Origin of the sequence: Natranaerobius thermophilus JW/NM-WN-LF, assembly GCF_000020005.1 — a bacterium.
Taxonomy (GTDB): Bacteria; Bacillota; Natranaerobiia; order Natranaerobiales; family Natranaerobiaceae; genus Natranaerobius; species Natranaerobius thermophilus.
The window spans coordinates 2,083,568-2,106,859 of the sequence record NC_010718.1 but is presented as its reverse complement, the minus strand read 5'-3'; the positions used below and the strand labels follow the sequence as shown (position 1 = coordinate 2,106,859).

21 protein-coding genes, 1 other RNA gene and 1 pseudogene are annotated in these 23,292 nt (G+C 33.2%); 17 read left to right on the top strand and 6 right to left on the bottom strand.

Annotated features, from left to right (window positions below):
* Positions 1–5: 5 nt before the first annotated feature.
* The 12 genes and pseudogenes from hisF (at position 6) to NTHER_RS16520 (ending at position 11,945) form a co-directional block, all read left to right on the top strand.
* Entirely contained in the window at positions 6–761 is a 756-nt protein-coding gene (hisF, locus tag NTHER_RS10160) for an imidazole glycerol phosphate synthase subunit HisF (RefSeq protein ID WP_012448421.1), read from the top strand.
* Positions 758–1,393, top strand: coding sequence for a bifunctional phosphoribosyl-AMP cyclohydrolase/phosphoribosyl-ATP diphosphatase HisIE (hisIE, locus tag NTHER_RS10155; protein WP_012448420.1), 636 nt, complete (start codon positions 758–760; stop codon positions 1,391–1,393). The genes hisF and hisIE overlap by 4 nt, the downstream gene beginning before the upstream one ends.
* Positions 1,394–1,439: 46 nt before the next feature.
* Positions 1,440–2,255, top strand: coding sequence for a histidinol-phosphatase (locus tag NTHER_RS10150; RefSeq protein WP_052291974.1), 816 nt, complete (start codon positions 1,440–1,442; stop codon positions 2,253–2,255).
* 93 nt (positions 2,256–2,348) lie between these two features.
* Entirely contained in the window at positions 2,349–2,831 is a 483-nt protein-coding gene (gene smpB / locus NTHER_RS10145; protein WP_041367094.1) for an SsrA-binding protein SmpB, read from the top strand.
* Between the two features lie 78 nt (positions 2,832–2,909).
* Positions 2,910–3,268, top strand: a transfer-messenger RNA (tmRNA) gene (ssrA, locus tag NTHER_RS15655).
* Positions 3,269–3,474: 206 nt separating this feature from the next.
* Positions 3,475–6,723 carry a type I restriction-modification system endonuclease gene (gene hsdR, locus NTHER_RS10140; protein WP_012448417.1) on the top strand — a complete coding sequence of 1,083 codons (3,249 nt, stop codon included), beginning with the start codon at positions 3,475–3,477 and terminating at the stop codon, positions 6,721–6,723.
* A complete protein-coding gene (locus tag NTHER_RS10135) occupies positions 6,723–8,162 on the top strand; it encodes a class I SAM-dependent DNA methyltransferase (protein ID WP_012448416.1) in 1,440 nt (479 codons plus the stop codon). The genes hsdR and NTHER_RS10135 overlap by 1 nt, the downstream gene beginning before the upstream one ends.
* Positions 8,155–9,627 (top strand): restriction endonuclease subunit S, encoded by a 1,473-nt coding sequence (locus NTHER_RS10130; protein ID WP_012448415.1) that lies wholly within the window; start codon positions 8,155–8,157, stop codon positions 9,625–9,627. Before NTHER_RS10135 ends, NTHER_RS10130 begins: the two co-directional genes overlap by 8 nt.
* Before the next feature lie 61 nt (positions 9,628–9,688).
* On the top strand, positions 9,689–10,123 hold the full coding sequence (locus NTHER_RS10125) for an EVE domain-containing protein (protein WP_158438254.1): 435 nt from the start codon (positions 9,689–9,691) through the stop codon (positions 10,121–10,123).
* A 32-nt stretch (positions 10,124–10,155) separates the two neighbouring features.
* Positions 10,156–11,214, top strand: a complete 1,059-nt coding sequence (locus NTHER_RS10120) for a hypothetical protein (RefSeq protein ID WP_012448413.1) — start codon at positions 10,156–10,158, stop codon at positions 11,212–11,214.
* Positions 11,215–11,266: 52 nt separating this feature from the next.
* Positions 11,267–11,673 (top strand): annotated as a pseudogene (locus tag NTHER_RS16525) (DUF6946 family protein).
* Positions 11,670–11,945, top strand: coding sequence for a DUF6946 family protein (locus tag NTHER_RS16520; RefSeq protein ID WP_414628123.1), 276 nt, complete (start codon positions 11,670–11,672; stop codon positions 11,943–11,945). Before NTHER_RS16525 ends, NTHER_RS16520 begins: the two are co-directional and overlap by 4 nt.
* Positions 11,946–11,994: 49 nt before the next feature.
* Here the strand turns inward: NTHER_RS16520 and NTHER_RS10110 are convergent, their stop codons facing one another.
* Complete coding sequence (locus NTHER_RS10110; RefSeq protein ID WP_148206847.1) at positions 11,995–12,747, bottom strand: hypothetical protein; 753 nt, start codon at positions 12,745–12,747, stop codon at positions 11,995–11,997.
* A 219-nt stretch (positions 12,748–12,966) separates the two neighbouring features.
* On the opposite strand from NTHER_RS10110, the gene NTHER_RS10105 reads away from it, so the two are divergent.
* Positions 12,967–13,851 (top strand): TniQ family protein, encoded by an 885-nt coding sequence (locus NTHER_RS10105; RefSeq protein ID WP_148206846.1) that lies wholly within the window; start codon positions 12,967–12,969, stop codon positions 13,849–13,851.
* A gap of 31 nt (positions 13,852–13,882) precedes the next feature.
* Here the strand turns inward: NTHER_RS10105 and NTHER_RS15650 are convergent.
* Positions 13,883–15,024, bottom strand: a protein-coding gene (locus tag NTHER_RS15650) for an IS3 family transposase (protein WP_414628103.1) whose coding sequence is annotated in 2 segments (ribosomal slippage) — positions 13,883–14,784 and positions 14,784–15,024 — 1,143 coding nt in all. Because the reading frame shifts where the segments join, the coding sequence is not laid out codon by codon here.
* Between the two features lie 48 nt (positions 15,025–15,072).
* On the opposite strand from NTHER_RS15650, the gene NTHER_RS10090 reads away from it, so the two are divergent.
* Genes NTHER_RS10090 through NTHER_RS10080 form a run of 3 tightly spaced genes read left to right on the top strand, consistent with a single transcriptional unit; the run spans position 15,073 to position 19,407 of the window.
* On the top strand, positions 15,073–15,573 hold the full coding sequence (locus tag NTHER_RS10090; RefSeq protein WP_158438250.1) for a hypothetical protein: 501 nt from the start codon (positions 15,073–15,075) through the stop codon (positions 15,571–15,573).
* Positions 15,574–15,595: 22 nt separating this feature from the next.
* Positions 15,596–18,256, top strand: coding sequence for a TnsA endonuclease N-terminal domain-containing protein (locus NTHER_RS10085; protein WP_012448410.1), 2,661 nt, complete (start codon positions 15,596–15,598; stop codon positions 18,254–18,256).
* Positions 18,257–18,258: 2 nt separating this feature from the next.
* Positions 18,259–19,407 (top strand): AAA family ATPase, encoded by a 1,149-nt coding sequence (locus tag NTHER_RS10080; RefSeq protein WP_012448409.1) that lies wholly within the window; start codon positions 18,259–18,261, stop codon positions 19,405–19,407.
* Positions 19,408–19,653: 246 nt separating this feature from the next.
* Here NTHER_RS10080 and NTHER_RS10075 read toward each other — a convergent pair whose 3' ends face one another.
* From NTHER_RS10075 to NTHER_RS10065, 3 genes are read right to left on the bottom strand one after another with little or no spacing between them, the layout of a single operon-like run.
* Positions 19,654–19,878 carry a hypothetical protein gene (locus NTHER_RS10075; RefSeq protein WP_041367088.1) on the bottom strand — a complete coding sequence of 75 codons (225 nt, stop codon included), beginning with the start codon at positions 19,876–19,878 and terminating at the stop codon, positions 19,654–19,656.
* Complete coding sequence (locus tag NTHER_RS10070; RefSeq protein ID WP_012448407.1) at positions 19,875–20,417, bottom strand: hypothetical protein; 543 nt, start codon at positions 20,415–20,417, stop codon at positions 19,875–19,877. The genes NTHER_RS10075 and NTHER_RS10070 overlap by 4 nt, the downstream gene beginning before the upstream one ends.
* The gene (locus tag NTHER_RS10065) at positions 20,407–21,030 is read right to left on the bottom strand and encodes a hypothetical protein (RefSeq protein ID WP_012448406.1); all 624 of its coding nucleotides are present in this window, start codon (positions 21,028–21,030) and stop codon (positions 20,407–20,409) included. The genes NTHER_RS10070 and NTHER_RS10065 overlap by 11 nt, the downstream gene beginning before the upstream one ends.
* A 104-nt stretch (positions 21,031–21,134) precedes the next feature.
* Between NTHER_RS10065 and NTHER_RS15645 the strand changes: the two genes are divergently transcribed.
* A protein-coding gene (locus NTHER_RS15645; protein WP_414628103.1) for an IS3 family transposase occupies positions 21,135–22,276 on the top strand; the annotation gives its coding sequence in 2 pieces (ribosomal slippage) (positions 21,135–21,375 and positions 21,375–22,276; 1,143 coding nt in all).
* 148 nt (positions 22,277–22,424) lie between these two features.
* Here NTHER_RS15645 and NTHER_RS10050 read toward each other — a convergent pair.
* Positions 22,425–22,916, bottom strand: coding sequence for a DUF2321 domain-containing protein (locus tag NTHER_RS10050; RefSeq protein WP_052291971.1), 492 nt, complete (start codon positions 22,914–22,916; stop codon positions 22,425–22,427).
* Between the last annotated feature and the right edge of the window lie 376 nt (positions 22,917–23,292).

The following is a 23,292-nucleotide window of genomic DNA, read 5'->3' as shown; positions in this document are numbered from 1 at the left end:
TTTTATTGCTAGCTAAAAGAATAATACCTTGTCTTGATGTCAAAGATGGACAAGTAGTCAAGGGTGTAAAATTTAATGAATTAAAATTAGCCGGTGACCCGGTAGAACTTGCTCAAAAGTACGACCGGGAAGGTGCCGATGAGCTGGTTTTTTTAGATATTACAGCATCTATTGAAGATAGGGGGACCATGTTAGAAGTAGTTGAGAAAACTGCCAAAAATGTTTTTATTCCCTTTACTGTAGGTGGAGGAATTAAAACGGTAGACGATATGAGAAGATTATTGCAAGCAGGTGCTGACAAAGTGTCTATTAATTCTGCAGCTGTCAAAAACCCGGAATTAATCAGTCAGGGTAGTGATCGTTTTGGAAGCCAGTGTATTGTAGTTGCCATTGATACCAAAAAGACCGAGGAAGGTTATCAGGTATTTATCAATGGTGGTACGAAAAATACCGGCATACCATTAATGGATTGGGTAAAAGAGGTGAAATATAGAGGTGCAGGAGAAATCTTGTTGACCAGTATCGATCATGATGGAGGGAAAAATGGTTATGATAATGATATCATCAATCAGGTCGCTCGGGTAAGTAATATTCCTGTAATAGCTTCAGGAGGTGCCGGTACTATAGAAGACTTTTACAATGTGTTCCATAAGGGACAGGCTAGTGGAGCCCTAGCAGCCTCAGTTTTTCACTTTGAAGAAATATCTGTCAAAGAGTTGAAGAACTATCTTAGTGAGAAGGGAGTTGAGGTTCGATTATGAATGTAAATTTTTCTCAAGATGGATTGATACCTTGTATTGCCCAGGATGCCAATACTGGAGAAGTATTAATGCTTGCATACATGAGTCAAGAAGCCTTTGAAAAGACCAGGGAATCAGGCTCTTTATGGTTTTGGAGTCGGAGTAAACAAAGATTGTGGCAGAAGGGGGAAAGTTCAGGAAACACACTCATAGTCACTTCTTTGAAACTCGATTGTGACAAAGATACTTTACTTGCCTTGGTTGAACCTCAAGGACCTGCATGTCACACAGGTGAGACCAGTTGTTTTTTCAATGAAGTTACAAGAACAGATGATAGCAGGAATTACAGATTTGATGATAGAAGTAGTAATGGCATTTTGAATACTCTTAACCAACTAATTGAACAGCGTTTAGAAGAGCAACCGGATAATTCTTATATAATTAAACTTACTAATAAAGGAGAGAATCAGGTCCTAAAAAAAGTTGGAGAAGAAGCCACCGAGTTGGTAACTGCCTGTAAAGACGAAGATAAAAAAGAAATCATCCACGAATCTGCGGATTTGATTTTTCATACATTACTAGCATTAAAGTATTTTCAAGTGGATTTATCGGAAGTTTTACAAGAACTCCACAATAGACATGCCGACAGATAACGAAAAGAAAACCGGTGCTCTAATATTTAAAACAAGGGGTGAGTTTTTGATAGACTATCATACTCATACTTGGAGATGTGGTCATGCAGAAGGGAATATTGAAGATTATGTTTTAAAGGCCATTGAAAGAGGATTGACCGAGATCGGGATCAGTGACCATTATCCCATGGATGTATTAAATGTACCTTCGGAAGACATATCTTCTATGCTGTATCAGGATTTGCAAACGTATGTCAATGAAGTAAAAGAGGTAGCTCGGCGCTATGAATCCCAAATTACAGTTAGGTTAGGTACCGAAATGGATTATTTTAGGGATTTAAAATTAGGTTATAACCGCATTTTAGAAGAATACGACTGGGACTATGTGATAGGCTCTATTCACTTTTTAGAAGGAAAGGACGTATCTCATCCCAAAAACCTAACATTCTACCAAAAAAACTCTTTAATAGACATTTACTGTAAATATTTTGATGAAATCAAAACCATGACAAATAGTGAGGAATTCGATATTATAGGTCATGTAGACGTGATTAAAAAACATGGTTACGTTCCTGAAGGTGAAAATTCAGTTAAAGAACTACAGGAGTTTTATTTAGAATTAGCCAGGTTGTTCGCTCAAAAACAGCAGGTTGTGGAAATAAATACTGGCGGTTTAAGAGCTCCAGTTGAAGAAATATACCCCGCAGAGGACTTTTTAAACAAACTAATTTCTCATAATGTACCCTTAACCATTGGTTCTGATGCTCATCACCCCGACGAAGTTGGCTACAGTAATTCAGAAATAGTTGGGTATTTAAAAGAAATGGGTGTTAACACTGTTGTCGGCTTTAAAAACAGACAGGCCTATGAAGTGCCACTATAAAAGTCATTTTATAATTTGCTTGGGCTAAGAACTAGGAATTTTGACTAATTCGTTCTTAATTAATATAATATAATTTCGGAAACAATTCAGAGTATGCCAGGAGGCGATAGTATGGCAGAAGATGTAATGGTCTTAGCACGCAATAGAAAGGCAGAACACGAGTTTTTCATTGAAGAACGCTATGAAGCTGGTATTGAACTTAAAGGGACAGAAGTGAAATCCTGTAAAAATCGCAGTGTAAATTTGAAGGACGGTTTTGCTAAGATTGAAAAGGGCGAGATTTTCCTGTATAATGTTCATATAAGTCACTACAATGAAGGGAATCAATTCAATCACGAGCCCACCAGAACGAGAAAACTTCTCCTTCACAAACGAGAGATCAAACGATTACTCGGTCTCACTCAACAGCGAAGATACACTTTAATTCCCCTGACTTTTTACGTGAAGGATGGAATAATAAAGGTTGAATTGGCTCTTGCCAAGGGTAAACAAAAACACGATAAACGAGAAAGCATCAAGCGAAAGACCATGGAAAGAGAGATGGAAAAGGCTCTAAAAGAAAAGCAAAAATATTGACATTAAAGTTGTAATTTGTTATATATTATTGATGCTGGGGATGAACCCGGCATGAAGGCATTTAAACAACTAAAACATGGGGGCGAGCTTGGATTCGACGGGGATGTTGGAGTAAGAGGAGCGAGCCCAGGACCATGGCCTGGATAAAACATGGATCGTAAATTTAAATGCCGACGAAGATTACGCTTTAGCTGCTGCGTAAATTAACGTAGCACGTCCACTCGTTCCTTTCCTGCGGGAACGAGACCGGGCGCCAACCCTAGCAGGATACCGGTGTGAGTTGCCTCGCTCGTTCCGGGAAACCAATTGAGGCTAGCTTTACAAGGATCCCGCCTCTAGGAGCCTTGTAAAGCGAAATCAAAAATTAGAGGCTACGCTCGTAGAGCCTCTTGCTTGGGCATCTCCGGACGGGGGTTCAATTCCCCCCGCCTCCACCAGACAAAATAGCTAAAAAGTTTGCCGCTACTGTGACTTGAACCATAAGTTTGCCGCAGCGGCAAACTTTTACTTCAAAATAGAGGTGGCAAACTTTTACTTCAAAAACTCATGGTAATTACTTCCATGGGTTTTTTTATTAATTGTTATTATTTGTAAATATATGTTATAATATTTATATACATATAACCCTTGTAGGGGGTATTTCATGCAAAAGAGCAACTTTGATTTCTTAACAGGTGACTGGTCTATTCTTTCAGAATTAGGAGAGATAGCCGAAAAAAACCTACATACTGACCCCAATACGACAATAATTAAACTTCGCATGTTTGCAGAAACATTAGTGAAGTTTATTTTTGCTGTAGAAAATCTTGAAGAACCTGAAGATCAGAAACAAGTATCTCGATTAGCCATATTGAAAAAAGAAGATTTACTTACAGATGACTTGCTAGATTTATTTCATACAATCAGAAAAATAGGAAACAAGGCCGCTCATGCTGGGTATGGGAATATTGATGATGCAAAAACTCTTCTGAGGATGGCTTTTCGTATATCAGTTTGGTTTATGCAAGTTTATGGCAGATGGGATTTTGAACCACCTGCATATGTTGAACCTGAAAAAATAGATTTTGAATCGCTTGAAAAAGAAAGAGAAAGATTAGAGAAAATTGCATCTTCTTATGAGAAGAAGGTTAAAAAACTAGAAAATGAATTAAATAGTTTAAGAAGTAAAGCTAGTCGGGATGATGAGAAAAAAGAGCGAAAAACAAAAGCCAGGCAACTAGGCACAGGCTTGGAATTAACTGAAGCTGAAACACGTACTATTATAGATGATAAATTAAGAGCTGTTGGTTGGGAAGCTGATACAGAAACTATCCGATATAGTAAGGGTATACGTCCAGAAAAGGGACGAAACCTTGCTATTGCTGAATGGCCTGTCAAAAATGGCTCTGTTGACTATGCCTTGTTTGTAGGAATGCAATTTATAGGGATTATAGAAGCTAAGCGAAAAAGTAAGAACATACAATCTGATATAGAGCAGGCTAAGCAATACTCCAAACGAATCTATCAGGTGGAAAATGAAGAAATATCAGGTCCATGGAACGGATACAAAGTACCTTTTCTATTTGCTACTAATGGTCGTCCTTATTTAAAGCAACTAGAACACAAATCTGGTATTTGGTTTTTAGATGCAAGAAAGAAAACTAATCATCCTCGGCCTCTGAAGGATTGGTACTCTCCAGAAGGACTAACAGATTTATCAAAGAAAAATATAGAAGAAGCAACTAAAGAACTGAAAGAAGAACCGTTAGATTATCTTGGATTACGCTACTATCAAGAAGAAGCTATAAAAGCTATTGAAAAGGGATTAGAAGAAGGAAGACAAAGTCTTCTTATAGCTATGGCAACAGGAACAGGTAAAACGAGAATGGCAATTGGGTTAATATACCGTTTGGTTAAGTCCAGAAGATTTAAGAGAGTTTTATTTCTAGTTGACAGAAACGCTCTTGGAAAGCAAGCTGAGAATGCCTTTAAAGATTCAAAGCTAGAAAGTTTTAACTCGTTTACTGAAATATTTGAGCTACAGTCTCTTAAAGCACCTAACCCAAATCCAGAAACTAAAGTCCATATTTCTACTGTGCAAGGAATGATGCGAAGAATATATTATAATGATCCTGAAAAGGACAAACCTACAGTTGATCAATATGATTGTATAGTGGTAGATGAAGCACATCGAGGCTATACTTTAGACAGCGAAATGGAAGAGCTAGAACTATACTTTAGAGATCATAATGACTATGTTAGTAAATATCGTCAGGTACTTGATTACTTTGATGCTGTTAGAATTGGGCTTACTGCAACACCAGCTCTTCATACTGTGGAAATTTTTGGGAGCCCAATATATACCTATTCCTATCGTGAAGCAGTGGTAGATGGTTATTTAATTGACCATGAGCCCCCATATCAAATTAATACTAAATTAAAGAAAGAAGGGATTAATTGGCAAGTTGGAGAAGAAGTAGATGTTTATGATGCCAAAAGTGGAGATATAAAGAAAGAAGTTATGGAAGATGAGGTAGAAATAGATGTCTCCCAATTTAACAAACAAGTAATAACTGAAAGTTTTAACAGAACTGTCATTAAAGAACTCGTGAACTATATTCATCCGGAGCTAGAGGGAAAAACTTTAATATTTGCTGCTAATGATGATCATGCTGACACAATTGTAAGAATATTAAAGGAAGAATTAGAAAATAAATATGGTCCAATTGAAGACAATGCAGTTATGAAAATAACTGGGTCCCTAAAAAATCCACTCCAAGCAATAAAATTATTTCAAAACGAACGTTTACCTAATATTGTTGTGACTGTTGATTTACTTACTACAGGCGTTGATGTGCCACCTATTTGTAGTCTTGTGTTTATGCGAAGGGTACGGTCACGAATCTTATATGAACAAATGCTAGGTAGGGCAACTAGAAGATGTGATGAGATTGATAAGGATCACTTTAATATATTTGATGCAGTAGAAATTTACGAAGCTTTAAAGCCTTATACTGATATGAAACCCGTTGTAAAAAAACCAAATGTACCAGTGAAACAGTTGGTAAATGAACTAGAACAGATAAACTCAACTGATAAGCAAAAAAATCATATAGATCAAATTAAAGCAAAAATTCAACGTAAAAGTAAACATTGGACCGAAGAAGAAAAAGAAAATTTTAAAGCATTGACTGGCGGAAAAACTGTTGATGAATATATTGATTGGATGAAAAACTCAGAAACAGAAGAAATTGTAAATGAGTTGCAAAAAAGTGAAAGTATAGTTAATTACATTGATGAAAACCGTGAAAGACCTCAATATCAGTATATCTCAAACCATAAGGATGAACACTTATCTACAACTAGGGGTTATGGGAACGCAGAAAAGCCTGAAGATTATTTAGAAGGGTTTAAACAGTTTATTGAAGAAAATATAAATCACATCCCTGCATTAAAAGTAGTTTGTCAGAGACCTAAGGAGCTTACTAGAGAGGATTTAAGAAAACTTAAAATAGAACTTGATCAACAAGGTTATAACGAAAAGAACTTGCAAGCTGCTTGGAGAGATGCTAAAAATGAAGATATAGCAGCTGATATTATAAGCTTTATTAGACAGTTAACAGTGGGTGATGCATTAGTTAGTCATGAAGAGAGAGTCAAAAATGCAATGAAAAGAATCTATAGAATGAAAGCATGGCCACCTGTACAAAAAAAATGGCTTGAAAGAATAGAAAAGCAACTTTTAGAAGAAAAGGTACTAGGCCCGGATCCAGAAGAAGCTTTCGAAGTCCAACCATTTAAAAGACATGGAGGTTATAAGCAATTAAATAAGATTTTTGATGGACAAATAGATATGATTGTTGAAAAAATTAATGAGGAACTATTTAACCAGGAAGGAAGGGATCACGTCTAATGACAAATCAAGAAATTATTCAAAAACTTTGGAGTTTATGTGATGTACTTAGAGATGATGGGGTTACTTATCACCAATATGTAACAGAGCTAACTTATATTTTATTTCTAAAAATGATGAAAGAAAAGGAAACAGAAGAAGTGATTCCTAAAGAATATCGTTGGGATTCTTTAACTACAAAACACGGTATGGAACTATACAACCATTATAGACAATTATTACTTGACATTGGTCAATCCAAAAATAAATTATTAAGTCAGATATATATGAATGCTACAACCAATATAGATGAACCTAAAAATCTCGAAAAGATTATACAGTCAATAGACAGGTTAGACTGGTATAGTGCTAGAGAAGAAGGGCTTGGAGCCCTTTATGAAGGTTTGTTAGAGAAAAACGCAAATGAAACTAAGACAGGCGCGGGTCAGTATTTCACACCGCGTCCTCTTATTGATACTATAGTTGAGCTAACTGATCCTGAACCAGGAGAAAGATGTAATGACCCAGCTGCAGGTACTTTTGGTTTCATGATTGCTGCAGACAGACATGTAAGAAAGAAAACAGATGACTACTTCTCTTTAAGTCAAAAAGAAGCTGAATTTCAAGTAAAAGAAGCTTTTACAGGTTGTGAGCTAGTTAAAGATGTTCACAGGCTGGGTTTAATGAATGCGATGCTACATGAATTGGAAGGTGAAATTATTTTAGGTGATACATTATCTGAAGCTGGAAAGAACTTAAAAAACTATGATGTAGTTCTAACTAATCCACCTTTTGGCACTAAGAAAAGTGGAGAAAGACCGACTAGGGACGATTTAACTTATACTACAACTAATAAACAGTTAAACTTCCTTCAACACATATATAGATCATTAAAACCAAACGGGAAGGCACGTGCTGCTGTAGTATTACCAGATAATGTGTTATTTGAGGATAATACGGGAGCAAAGATTAGAAATGATTTAATGGAGAAGTGTAACCTTCATACCATACTGCGCTTACCAACAGGTATCTTTTATGCTCAAGGTGTTAAAACTAATGTGTTATTCTTTACTAGAGGGCAAACGGATAAAGACAATACCAAAGAAGTATGGGTATATGATTTAAGAACTAACATGGAGAGTTTAGGGAAAACCAATCCATTGAGAAAAGATCACTTTGATGACTTTATTAAAGCCTATAAAGCCGTAGATAGAACTAAAATAAAAAATGAGAGGTTTAATTGCTTTACAAGAGAGGATATTCGTAAGAAAAATGACAGTTTAGATTTAGGTCTGATTCAGGATGAATCGCTATCAATATATGAAAATTTACCAGATCCAATTGAATCAGCGGAAAAAACAGTATGTAAACTTCAAGAAGCTGCATCTTTACTTAATGAGGTTATTGATGAATTAAAGGAAACAGGAATTTCTGAATCAGGAGAGGATAAAAATGACTGATAAGAAGAGCAAAAGAATAGAAGAATTATTAGAAGAAACTATTGTTCATGAAGACGAAGAACCTTATGAACTGCCTAATAACTGGGCTTGGGTTGCATTAGACATACTAGCAGAAGAAATTAAAAATGGAACTACAATAAAACAAAGCAAGACCAAACCTGGGATACCTGTCACGAGGATAGAATCAATTCAAAACAACGAAATACAACTGGATAGAGTTAGATATATAAGGGATTTAGATAAAATCAAAAATAATGATTATTATAAAATTGGAGATATTGTTTTAAGCCATATAAATAGCATTGAACATGTAGGTAAAACTGCTTTGATTAAGGAAGATTATCTACCTTTAATACATGGAATGAATTTATTAAGAATTAGAGTAAATAATAATATGATTCTGCCTCAGTTTCTCCAATTATACACGAGGTCCTATAATTTTAGAAAAGCTGTATTGAAAAGAATTAAAATGGCAGTCAATCAAGTTAGCTTAAATCAAAAAAATTTGAAGCAAATAAGTATACCAATAGCACCGAAAAATGAACAAAGAAGAATAGTTTATAAAGTTGATCGCCTTTTAAGTAAAATTAATAAAGCAAAAGAATTAATAGGAGAAGCTAAAGAAACTTTTGAACTACGTCGTGCAGCTATATTAGATAAGGCTTTTAAAGGGGAATTGACGTGGCGTGAGGAAAATCCGAGAGTTGAGTCAGTAGATACTTTGCTAGCTAAAATAAATTCTGAGAAGAAAACTGATATTAAAAAAAGCCCCAATGGTTTATATGAACTTCCGGATAATTGGTGTTGGATTGATTTAGGGGAACTAATTTGTCATTCTTCGTATGGAACATCTGCAAAGGCTTATAAAGATATAAATGGTTTACCTGTTCTTAGGATGGGTAATATTAAATTAACTGGAAGTATTGATTTAAATGATCTAAAATACCTTCCTTTTGATCACAAAGATGTAGAAAAATATAAACTAGAAGAATATGATTTATTGTTTAACAGAACAAATAGTTATGAGCTAGTTGGAAAATCGGCAATTGTTGAGCCAGAACATGCTGGAAAATTTACGTATGCTTCATATTTGATAAAGATCTCGCTATTTTACAAAAAGATTTTAGCACCATATATTTGTTATTATATTAATAGTCATATTGGACGAAAATATCTACTATCTACAGTTAAACAACAAGTAGGACAGGCTAATATCAATTCAAAGAAACTATCATCATTACCAGTACCACTACCTCCTGAAGAAGAAATTAAGGAAATTAATAGAATCATGAAGAAAGTAAGTGCAAAGGAGAATAGAATACAAAACTTATTAAATTTGGGAACCTATGTTGCTGAACTAGAACAATCTATTCTTTCTAAAGCCTTTCGTGGAGAGTTAAATACTAATGATCCTAAAGATGAAAGTGCAATTGAATTATTAAAAGAAGTTTTAAAAGATAAATAGGTTTTAACTGCACAAGTTCGTTCAATAAGCAAGGAGTGGTAATTTGTATTATATATTTATCGTGAATGATTATATGTTGGGGGATCAAGTAATACCTGGCAAAGAAATAGTAGATAAATTACTTAATAATAATATATGGTTATTTCATAGTGGTACTCCTAACTTAAAAAAAATAAAACCTAAGGATGAAGCTATAATATATATCGCTGGAAAAGGGAATCGATTTTTTTATGCTAATATTATAGTTGAAGACCAAATAAAAGAATATAGCTTGAACATGGATATTGATGATAAATTTTTAGATATGTTTTATTTGTCATGTCCAATACAAGTTATTAATATTTGGTCAAAACCCGTCTATATACATGATATTAAAGAAAAACTAAATTTTATTACTGATAAGAAGAATTATGGACTGTTTTTTAGGCAATCCACGAAAATTATTAATAAAGAAGATTACCATAAGATCATTGAGCAAGGGAATAATCAAAACTAAAGCAGTTTTTAAGCCTTCTAAGGAGGATAATTATGTCCCATAATGAACTTACAGATAAACGAAAACTTGAATTGGTTTTCCAAAATTTTAAAGAGTCTAAAAATATTGATGTCGAAAAACAAGAAAGAAAAGCAAAAGTAGATTTTATTAATAATAATTTAATGAAAGATCAATTAAGCAATTTTAATGAAGGAACTGTAAGGGAGCTAGTACAACTTTTATGGAGCTTTCAGGGTTGGACTAATAAGGACTATTTAGTTGAAGAAATGCTTAAGTCTGGGCTTGGAAATATTCGTGACGCATTGGAATTTCTTATCTATAGTGAAAAGCCTATAGCACATCGATTTGATTATGTTAAGAGAAATATTCGAATGATGGGAGCAGCTGCTATTTCAGAAGTATTAACACATTTTGATGAGGATTGTGCAATTTGGAATAGAAGAGCCCGGGAAGGATTGATCAATTTAGGGGTTCCTAAAAATAAGCTTCCTAGTTCAACACAAATTAGTGGTAAACAATACGAAGACTTTTGTTTTTTAGCAAAAAAGGTATTAGATGAAATCAAAAGCTTTGATCAGGAAATTCAGAATTTTCTAGATTTAAATTCTTTATTATTTTTTCTTTCTAATTTAGATACATCTATTGTGGAGCAAAATGATGAAGAAGAGTTTATTGAAGACTTTAATCATGATTATGCAATACAGCAAGTTGCTCAGTTAGGTGATGGACTAGGATTTGAAGTAGAAACAGAGTTTTATGTTGCTCCAGGCTGTAGAATTGATGCCTTATGGAGAAGCCGTATTGCAAACCTTGGAATTATATCTTATGCATTTGAAGTACATAGAAGAGGAAGTAGAGATTCTGCCATTTTGAATTTACAGAGAGTAATTAAACAAGACTCTTCAATTCAAAAAGTTATCGTAGTATCAACAAAAAAAGAAATTGAAATCTTTAAAAATGAAATAGCCTCATTAGGAGAAGAGTTTAGAGATGCAATTGGTTATTTGGAAGTCGATGAATTAGAAAAAGCTCTTGAACACTTAGATAGTTTAAAAGAAGTCCTTAACTATGCAGGGTTATTAAAGACTTAAATTGTTAAACTTCTAGTTACCAATAAGGGCAATTTCGGTGAGTAAGTTTTTTATGCCAATTGATAAACCTGAAGATTGGAAAATGCTACTAGCCAAACCAGATAAGCATTGGAAGAGTGGATGTTCTGCAAAAGCTCTAGCATATTCTTGGCAGGAAGCCAATGGTTTCCCTGAATCTGTTAAAAAGGCATTTATAAATTCCAATATTAAACTATTTAGAGAGATGAGAATGATTTTTGCTTTTCCTGAGTATAAAGTCCCATTACCAGGTGGTAACGTTTCTCACAAAATGATATTTTTGTGATAGCAAAAAGTGGCGATGAGCTAGTGTCTATTGCTGTTGAAGGGAAAGCTTCGGAATCATTTGGAATTACAGTCGGTGAATGGATGAAGAATTCAAAAGAAGATGGTTCGAGCAAAGCAACTAGGCTAAATTACCTAAAAAGTAAGCTAGGATAAATAATAAATTAAATATTAATACAATTAGATATCAACTTTTGCATAGAACGGCTTCAGCGCTTTTAAAGGCGGAAGAATTTAATGCATCAAAAACACTTATGTTAGTTCATTCATTTAGTCAATCAGATGAGTGGTTCGATGACTATGTTTCTTTTCTTCGATTATCTGATCTGATAGGCGAAAAAAACGCTATTGTAGGACCTACTAAAATAAAAAATATAGAGATTTATTTTGGTTGGGTGAGAGGGAAAGCAAAGTATCTAAACTGTTAACATAACCATCTTTTTCTAATGATGCGTAGGTTTATAGTGCTTTATATTTTTATCTATTATTATCTAGTATAAATTCACTTGAATTGCAAAATGGTGTCGATTGTATATTTTTATCAATTAATTCAACACTTAATTCATAATCATTTGAGTTATCTATATTTAATAGTATTTTATCTGGTAAACTCATTAAAACATCTATGCTAGTCTCCCAACTTACTAAGGCTCCGTTTCTTTTGCAAAAATTATATATTTCTTCAATATTTCTAAATTCTGGCCAAAATAGTAGATCTTCATTATCTTCTAATTCAAAGAATAAGTTTTGATACTTTTCACCAGTTAAATAAAGTGCTATGGCGTCTTTTGATATGTTTTTTTCTTGAAAAAGAGATTTTATACAATCTAATTTATCAACTTTGACAGTTTCTGGACTGCAATCAGGATTGTTTTGATAGAACTCTTTTAGATAAGCTAGCAGTAAATTAGTGCTAGCTTTATTTATGCTCTTTTTAGAAGATTTAGTTAAAGTTCTGAACTTTTTTTCTAAAGTTAAAATGTTCATAACATAATATTTTACATTATATTGAGATGGTTTCATTTCAAGTTCTTTTAGTGAGTTGTATAAGAAAGAATTAAGGGTATACTGTATATCTGGTTGACTTTGCGATATTTCTTTACTTGGGAAGCGATGTCCTTTTATGTACGCATTTACAGTAGCAGGTGCCATATTAATTCTTTTGGAAAATTCTCTTATAGATTCGTCAAAGTAGTCTTGAAACAATTTAAGTACAGTTCCAAATCTCAAATACATTGTTATCCCCCTAACATGTGTATACGTAAATTGTATTAAAACTGAAAACCATAATACAGTTTCAGTATAACATGAAAAATATTTTTGTAAAACCATATGGTTTTACAAATTTAGGCTAGTCAGCTTCAAAGTTTTTTGTTATAATGTTTACAGAATACGTAAACAATAAAAACGGCGAGAGGGGTAGAACTATTGAAGGAGATTTTTCCAATTATGGAAGATGAGGAAATCAAAATACCAAAAAGAAGTTATTTGAATAATTTGCAACCAATAGGCGTTGGAACAGAAAAGGTGGAAAGTTTAACTAGCTATATTGCTAGAGTTGCAGAGTCTCATAGCTTATATACTGGAAAACTTGTTGCTTTGTTATTGTTACCTCATATGAATAAAGAGAAACAGTTATCTCAATTTAGTGGTGGATTTCAATTCAAGAATAGTTTTAATAATACTTCCTATGACAGCAATTTTTATAATATTAATGGATTAACTATTACAGCAGAAGAATACGTAACTATTATGCAGGATTTTACTTTGAGGTGTGATTTGAGTTTCTTAACAATGCTTAAATATTCAGAAGTAATAGTAAATTATAAATTACTTAGTAGTAAGTTTAGATGGTGTCCCTATTGTTATGAGGAAATGGCTGTATCAAAAAATAAAGAAATATATAATCCTTTATTATGGCATTTCAATGATTTGAATATTTGTAAAGTACATGACAATTACTTAGAAGATACTTGTCCTTACTGCTTCAATAAAATGTTTGCCTTTACAAATAAATTCAAACCTGGATTTTGTTCGATTTGTGGAAACTGGTTGGGGAGGGAACATGTTGCAAGGTGTGTTGATGATTTGGGTTGGCAGTACTTCATTAGTGAGAGTTTAAGTGAATTTGTTAGACAAAGTTCTAATGTAGAGAATTTACCAAAACAAGATATTTTCATAAATAATTTAAAGAAAATTGTAAAACAAGCGGGAAGTATTAATTTACTAGCTAATTATATAGAAATTCCCAAAAATACTGTAGGGACTTGGGTTAATAAAAATAATTTTCCTTCATTTAATTCAATATTGAAGTTGTGTTATATATGGACTTAGGTCAAAATTTTGGACACCAAAAAGTTAAGTATTAAGCAGATTGCTTTGCTAGATCCTCAACATGTTGAGGAGTTAAAAACTCCAAACTTCCATGGATTCTTGTTCTGTTGTACCAGCTCTCAATGAACCTAAATAGAGCAATTTCAGCCGATTTGAAGTCTAAGTACTTAACATGGTTAACTTCTTCCTTTTTCAAAGTAGCATGAAATGATTCGATATGTGCATTGTCATAAGGGCAGCCTTTTCTGCTAAATGATTGCTTGATCCCTTTGTACCTTAAAAAACGCTTAAAGTCATCGCTAGTGTACTGGGTACCTAGATCACTATGTAGAATAAGTCCATTGCCAGGTTTCTGTGTATCATAAGCATTTTTAACAGCTTTAATAACTAAATCTGTTGTCATGGTCTTGCTAAAAGAGTATCCAACAATTTTATGGGTGTGTAAATCCATTACAGAGGCTAAGTAGCACCAGCCGTCTTTAACAGTATCAATGTATGTAATATCAGTAACCCACTTTTGATTGACAAATGTAGTTGAAAAGTCTTGTTTTAGGAGATTCTCTCGTTCGACTACTTTTTCTCTACTAGGATAAGGCCGATATTTTTTCCTGACAATTGATTTGATACCCTCTTTTCTCATTAATCGTTGGACTCTTTTTAAGCTGACTTTGTATCCTTTATTGATTAGCACAGCGTGGATCTTTGGTGCACCATATCGCTTTTTACTGTTTTTATGAATTTGAGTTATTTGATCTAATAGTTCTCTGTTTTCTTTGTCACGATTAGATTCAACTCGATTTATTGTTTCGTAATAAGTACTTCTCGGAAAGTCTAGAGCATCACAAATAGCTTTGATAGTATGCTCGTCCTTTTGTTCTTTTATAAATTCAGTAAGCTCTGTATTGTCTACTTTTTGGCGAATATGGTCATAGCCTTTTTTAAGATTTCATTCTCCTCTTTCAAGCGAGCCATTTCTTTTTGCATTTCTTCCACATCTTTTGAAGTGGCTCCCTCACTGCCAGATTGTTGGTTTGGAGAGAAATCTTTGATCCATTTATAAATAGTAACCTCTGTCACACCATATTCGCTAGACAAATCCTTCACAGAACTACCTGAATTATATAAATCTACAATTGTTCTTTTGAAGTCTTCATTATATCTCTTATTACTCATTACTGGACACATCCTTTCGTTATTAATATTGTAAGTGACTTAACCATGATGTGTCCAAGAATTTATACTAACACCATACTTAAAATTTCACCTTATCAAATATTAACTAATGAAAGATTAAGTTATAGTTTTAAAAACTTTGAAAATACTAGAAGCGTTCCTCCTCGTAAAAAGAGAAATCATAACGTATCTTTAGATCTAGAAAAAATTAAAAGCTTCTTAGAAAATGCACTAACTGAGGATTCACCTCCTTCATTAAAAGAAATTGTAAAGTTAATAGGAATAAGTGATAAAAGTCTATATAAATATTTTCCTAAATTAAGTAAAAAAATTGTTGATCGCAGAAAACAATTCATTAGATTAGAGCAAGAAGAAAGGATTAAAAATGAATGCCGAAAAGTTATTGAGATAACCAAAAAATTACATCAACAGAACATATATCCTAGTAGGCGCAAAGTTCAAGAGGTCTTTGGTAAAAGGATAATTGAATCTAACGAAAAGGCAAGAAAAACCTGGTTAGAAACAAAAATGGAATTAGGATTAATTTAATATTATAAAGGAGGAAATTGTTGTGTCAAAAAATTTTGATTTTGATTATTGGTGTTTAAAGAACAAAATTCCAGAACAAACAAAAAAATATATTGAAAACATAAGAGAAAGTCCTCCATCTAGAAATGTTCAAAGTGGCCCCAAAAATGTAAGGGGTAATTACCCATCAAAGAAAATGGGGTGTACTATACAATTCGAGAGCCATACGGTTGAACTGGCAGCTATTTATTTAAAGGAGTATAACAACGAAATAAAAGAATTCTATGATCAACCTCCATCAATACCTATTAAATACAAAAAAAATGGACAATCAAAAGGGATGCGCTATACTCCAGATTTTTTTGTAATTGAAGATGATAAGGCTGGATGGGAAGAATGGAAAACTGAAGAAGATTTGATTAGATTAGAAGAGAAAAACCCAAATAGATATTATAAAGACACTAACGGTCAATGGCGGTGTCCGCCTGGAGAAGAGTATGCAAAAAAATATGGCTTGTTCTTTAGAGTTAGATCTTCTTCAGAAATAGATGAAAACTTATATAATAATACGATTTTCTTAGAAGATTACTTAAGATATAATATCGAAGTAGATGATATAACTGTTAATACAATCATATCGACAGTTACTTTGGAGCCTGGAATTAAACTGGATAAGTTAATAAAAAGTTTAGGAGAGGAATATGTTGATTCGATATACCACCTAATAGTAAGTAATGAATTATTTGTAGACTTAAAAAATGAAATGTTAGGAAGTAGAATGTTTCCTCCACCTATTTATCCCGATGAATTAACAGCAAAAGCATTTAATTATTCGATATCAAAAACTCAGGAACAAAGACCAGAAATTATTGATATTAAAATTGGAAACAAAATAAATTGGGATGGGCGCTCATTTACTATAGCTAACATTGGAGAAACTACCATAACTTTAATATCTCAAGACGACAACCAGCAGATAGACCTCCCACACAACAGTTTTGAAGAATTGTTACAAAATGGGAAGGTTAAGTTAGATAAGATTGGTGAAAACACAAATAAAGATAATGAAAAAATTAATGAAATTTTATCAAAGGCCAGCCCTGAGGCAATGGAAATAGCAACTAAAAGATATGAAGAAATAGTACCTATTTTAAATGGCAAAAACCCTAATACGGATACTCCTCCAAGAACATTGCGAAATTGGGTCTCAAACTACAGAGAAGCTGAAAAAGTCTTTGGAAATGGATATGTTGGGTTATTGCCCAGACATAAAGACAAGGGAAATAAAATGCCCCAAATCCACCAGAGGACTAGAGAACTTATGGAAGAAATAATAGAAACTGACTACGAAAACACTAAACAAAAAAATAAGAATTCTGTTTATCAGAAATTTAGAATTGAATGTGAGAAGCAAGGATTGGAACCATCCAGTTACAAAACTTTCATAAATGAAATAAATAAACGCCCCAACTATGAGAAAGTCAAAAAGAGAGAAGGTTCGAAAGCTAGTTATCCGTATGAACCACCGCTAAGATTAGACCAGAATACCCCAAAACATGGAAACAGACCATTTGAGATATGCCATATTGATCATACTCAAATGGATATTGAGTTGGTAAATTCAATTACACGAGAAAACATGGGTAAACCATGGGTGACATTCATGACTGATGCATTTTCTAGGAGGTTATTAGGAATTTATTTAACCTTTGATGAACCGTCATATAGGTCTATAATGATGGTCGTTCGTGAGTGCGTCAGAAGATTTAATAGACTACCTCAAAACTTTGTTATTGATGGTGGAAAAGAGTTTCATAGTATATATTTTGATAGTTTCCTGGCGCGCTATGAATGTATTAAAAAAACCAGACCACCTTCAAAATCTCGTTTTGGAAATGTAATTGAGCGTTTGTTTGGAACAACTCATTCTCAACTTATATATAATCTCCAGGGGAATACCCAAGCTACTAAAAAAGTTAGACAAATAACTAAAGGAACAAATCCGAAAAATAAAGCTATATGGACATTAGAGGAACTTTATACAGTTCTTTGTGAATGGGGGTATGAGTTATATGATACAACACCCCATCCTGCTTTGAGTCAAACACCAAGAGACGCTTTCAATGATGGGATGGTATATTCAGGAAAAAGGTATTCCCGATTAATCAGGTATGATGACCAGTTTAAGATTGATACTCTTCCCTCTACACAAAAAGGTACGGCAAAAGTACAACCGGGGAGGGGTGTGAAAATTGATAAACGGTATTTTTGGCACGACCAATTTAAAAACCCTGAAATAGAATATACACAAGTTCCGGTTAGATATGACCCCTTCAATATGGGTATTGCGTATGTTTTTGTAAATAAACATTGGGTTAAATGTATTTCCGAATACTATTCTGTATTCAAAAATCGCACTGAAAAGGAATTAAAAAGGGCAAGTGAAGAATTAAGACAAAAACAAAGTCCTTCAAAATCTGCAATATCAGCAAAAAAACTAGCTAACTTCCTGATTCAAATTGAGGAAAAGGAGAGTAAACTTTTAAAGCAGAAAAAAGAACGTGCAATGGAAAACCAAAATGTTATTGACAAAATTACTGGCAATCCAAATGTGGATGAAGTGAATGTTACACATGAACCCCCTGTGTTTAATGATGATTTGATAGATCCTAACGAAAATTCAGATACTTATGAGGAGTTTTAGACATGTCTAAAACTTCCGAAACGATACTAAATGCTCCTATTGAGAAAAGAATAAAGTATTTTGAAGACTATACCACTTCACATGCCACACTAATTGATGTTTATCAAAAATTAGAACTGACAATTAATTACCCATCAAATATTCCATTAGTTTTCATGATAGGCCCAACAGGAGTAGGTAAAACAACACTGCGCCACAAAATTGAAGGTGAAATACTAAAGGAAGAATCTTCAAATATGGAAAATGACCCAGGCATTATACCAATTTTAGGAGTTGAAGCAATAGCATCAGACCAAGGTGGGTTTGATTGGAAGGACTTTTATTATAGAGGATTAGTAGAATTAGAGGAGCCACTTGTTGATTATAAAACAGATGTTACTCATGGAAAAGAATCTAAAAAATTAAATACTAATTTGAATAGTAAATCAAACAAGGCAACGTATAGGAGAGCATTTGAAAAGGCGCTCCATTATCGTCAAGTCAAAGTGCTTATCATTGATGAAGCACAACACCTTACAAAACTCGGTAGTGGTAGGAAGTTAATAGATCAGTTAGATACAATTAAGTCTTTAGCTAATAAAACGCATGCATTACCTGTTTTAATTGGTACTTATGAACTTTTACATTTTCTAAACTTAAATGGACAACTTAGTAGGCGAAGTCAAATTATTCATTTTCATAGATATTTAGCTTATGATGAAAACCAGAAGTATTTATTCATAAAGGCAATTAAATCTTTTCAAAACAAACTACCTCTAGAAAGAACTCCAAATCTAGAGGACAAATTTGAATTATTGTATAAGTACAGTCTTGGGTGTATAGGAGTTTTAAAAAACTGGTTAACCAGGGCGTTAATTAAAGCCATTAATAACAATGATAATACAATAACTGCAGAAATTTTAGAAAAGACTGCTCTTACAATAGCACAATGTGAGCAAATTGCAGCCGAAATAATTGAAGGTGAAAAACAAATAATACAATATAATAATGATAGTGGGAAATTAGAAGAAATGTTAGGGCTAAATATTGAGAAAGTGGAATCGGAAAATGAACAGGAAAGTCAACAAAACCAAAATGTAAAAGGTAATAAAAAACCAGGGGAAAGGTCACCAGGTCGTGATACGGTTGGAAGAGATAACTTTGATTTATAAAAATATTAGAAGAGATTCCATTTACACAAAATTCAGGACACCCTCGACTTCACTATCATGTCTGTTTCTAAAAATCGTTCAAACTTATGTACCAGTTCTAAATCAAATTCATCTGGAGCATTTTCCTTGATCATTTCCAAGAACTGAGGTCGACTATAAGTGATTGTTGTTTGTTTTCATCACTGTAAACTCCTTTTCGGAACATTAGTTCGATATAATGTTAAAAAATAAAGCCCTAATAGGGCTTTATTTTTTTTTCATTATAAAATATCTTATAATGAAAATATTAGCAAATACAAATAGATTACCACCATAAACCATCCAAGTCCATAAAGGAAAATTCCCAAATATTAAAGCAATTAATACAAGCGTAAAAAAAGCTAGTCCTGTCTTAATATCACTAGGAATATTTTCCAAGAAACCTTTAAGGTCTATTTTAATTCCATCTAGAGGAAAAGTTGTAACCATCAATTTTTGACCATCCTTTGACTATTATTAATTAAGCTTAAAGAGAACAATATAGTATTAAACAACCCTAATATAACCCCAGTTACAGCTGCTGATGTAGGAATTAACTCCATAAACAACAGTGTCCCAAAAACTCCAGTGGAAACTGCAAATATTGAGGATGATATAGTATATAAAATTTTTATTTTTTTAATTTTATTCATTTCATTTTCCCCCTTCTTTATAGAGAAGGACGTTAATAAAGCTTCTTTTATTGCTTCTTTAATTGCATCATACTCTTCTTTACTAGTATATGTTCCCTGATTTAACATATTCTTATACCTTCTTATTTCATGTATTGACTTTTCTTTTAGTTCTTTGTGGATTTCATTGATTTCTCTGTCTTTGATTATAGTTTCAATGTTATGAACTTCTCTGTATGGAACGGTTTTCCCTTCAAAATTATCTTGCCTTCTTCTATAATCTAGTGTTATTTCATCACCGGCAACCATGGGATAATCTCTTTTTGTATACAAATCCTGATTTTTTCTTTTACTCTTCATCATAATCACTTCCTACCAATTTGAAGATGCTTCTTATTTTATCAAATGATATATCATGTGCTTTATCAATTAAATCAGTTACATCTCCTTTAGAAGGTTCTTTCTTCACAATAACTACTTCAAACTCTAAAATATGAATCCTTTTTTCAGTAATTCCTGATTCCATTTCCTTTTTAAAAGCTGGGCGTATACCGATGTCTATGTCATAATCATTCTCTCTTAGTGTAAAATAAGATGAACCAAAAAGTACATTCCCCAGTCTTTCGACTGTTTTTGTGAAGTTATCCACGTAAGAACTAACTGCATGCTTTATATGTGAAAATTCTTTACCCCAATCTAATGCTATAGCTACTTCACTTATCCTAGATAATTCAAAAACATCATAACAGGCATTTAGAATAAGGTCTATTAGCTTTCTAAAATCATCGTAATCAATTATTTCCCCATGGAAGGTTATTCTGTCTTCCTTTAATGACATATTAAAGTCATACTCATCTAAACTAAGCATTATGTGATCATTATCGTTTGAAATGCTAAACCCATTAATTTCATCAATTGCTTCTAGTTTTTTAACAAAATTATTTAAACTAACAGGATCTTTTATTAAAAACATAGGGTTATTAAAACTTAAGTAAAACCTATGGTGTTAGTATAAATTCTTGGACACATCATGGTTAAGTCACTTACAATATTAATAACGAAAGGATGTGTCCAGTAATGAGTAATAAGAGATATAATGAAGACTTCAAAAGAACAATTGTAGATTTATATAATTCAGGTAGTTCTGTGAAGGATTTGTCTAGCGAATATGGTGTGACAGAGGTTACTATTTATAAATGGATCAAAGATTTCTCTCCAAACCAACAATCTGGCAGTGAGGGAGCCACTTCAAAAGATGTGGAAGAAATGCAAAAAGAAATGGCTCGCTTGAAAGAGGAGAATGAAATCTTAAAAAAGGCTATGACCATATTCGCCAAAAAGTAGACAATACAGAGCTTACTGAATTTATAAAAGAACAAAAGGACGAGCATACTATCAAAGCTATTTGTGATGCTCTAGACTTTCCGAGAAGTACTTATTACGAAACAATAAATCGAGTTGAATCTAATCGTGACAAAGAAAACAGAGAACTATTAGATCAAATAACTCAAATTCATAAAAACAGTAAAAAGCGATATGGTGCACCAAAGATCCACGCTGTGCTAATCAATAAAGGATACAAAGTCAGCTTAAAAAGAGTCCAACGATTAATGAGAAAAGAGGGTATCAAATCAATTGTCAGGAAAAAATATCGGCCTTATCCTAGTAGAGAAAAAGTAGTCGAACGAGAGAATCTCCTAAAACAAGACTTTTCAACTACATTTGTCAATCAAAAGTGGGTTACTGATATTACATACATTGATACTGTTAAAGACGGCTGGTGCTACTTAGCCTCTGTAATGGATTTACACACCCATAAAATTGTTGGATACTCTTTTAGCAAGACCATGACAACAGATTTAGTTATTAAAGCTGTTAAAAATGCTTATGATACACAGAAACCTGGCAATGGACTTATTCTACATAGTGATCTAGGTACCCAGTACACTAGCGATGACTTTAAGCGTTTTTTAAGGTACAAAGGGATCAAGCAATCATTTAGCAGAAAAGGCTGCCCTTATGACAATGCACATATCGAATCATTTCATGCTACTTTGAAAAAGGAAGAAGTTAACCATGTTAAGTACTTAGACTTCAAATCGGCTGAAATTGCTCTATTTAGGTTCATTGAGAGCTGGTACAACAGAACAAGAATCCATGGAAGTTTGGAGTTTTTAACTCCTCAACATGTTGAGGATCTAGCAAAGCAATCTGCTTAATACTTAACTTTTTGGTGTCCAAAATTTTGACCTAAGTCCACTATATTCAAAACATCTTATTTTGTCATCAGACATGTAACCACCTCTTTTCTTAATTATTTTATCAAATCTTGCCGACTCCTGCGTTGCCAAGGAATTATAACTGTTGCTATATATCTGGCCAGACAATTTTTCTCGCTGTTTCGCTTACAGTGTCAATAAGTAACTGGTAAATAGCATCTTTCATTGGCTGTTGAGCTTTAGACAGGATCTTTTTAAATTTAACTGCCGCTACCTTTGTATGAGGATTATCTACTATGAGATCATCTAAGCTAGCAGTAAAAATATCAATATCTTCTTGACTAAATTCTTCTACTTCTTGAGCCAATTCTTTTGCGGCTTTTAGAGTTGCTTCAGTCCAAGGAAATGGATTTCCACATTTGTGACAATAACTTGGGGCATAATAGTGAGTAGATCCAAATCCTCCTTCGACATGAAGTTTTCCTCTTATAGGTGTAGAACAATCCTGGCATTCTCTAATTGTTTTTTCTCCACATTTTTCACAGTAATCCTGACAATGTTGAGAGTTCTTATTTACGCTTGAATTTGTGACATGGCCATTCATACATATTTCAGCTACATCGTACCAGCTTCTAAACACTTCCAGACCTCCTCGAAAAATGGCATTTATTGTCGAACGCCTCGTATACACCACAAGCCACCTCTTATTGAGATGGCTTGTCCATTGATTGAAAAATTATTTTTTATTGTATCTCCGCATTTTAACCGTAATTTTGATAATGTTTTTTTCCCCGTCCATTTTATATTGGGCCCCGTATTACTTATGATCATTTCCATGTAAGGATCCTGTTAAATATAATTTGTGCTGAATAAATTTATTTAATTTTTGGATAATTTCTGTTTAAATCAAGTAGTAGTAGTTATTAGTAATGTTATAATTATTTTGAGATCAAACAAGCAATTGTTTTGTAAAATTTACCATGCTTAACAATATTTATTAGACAAAAATTATAATA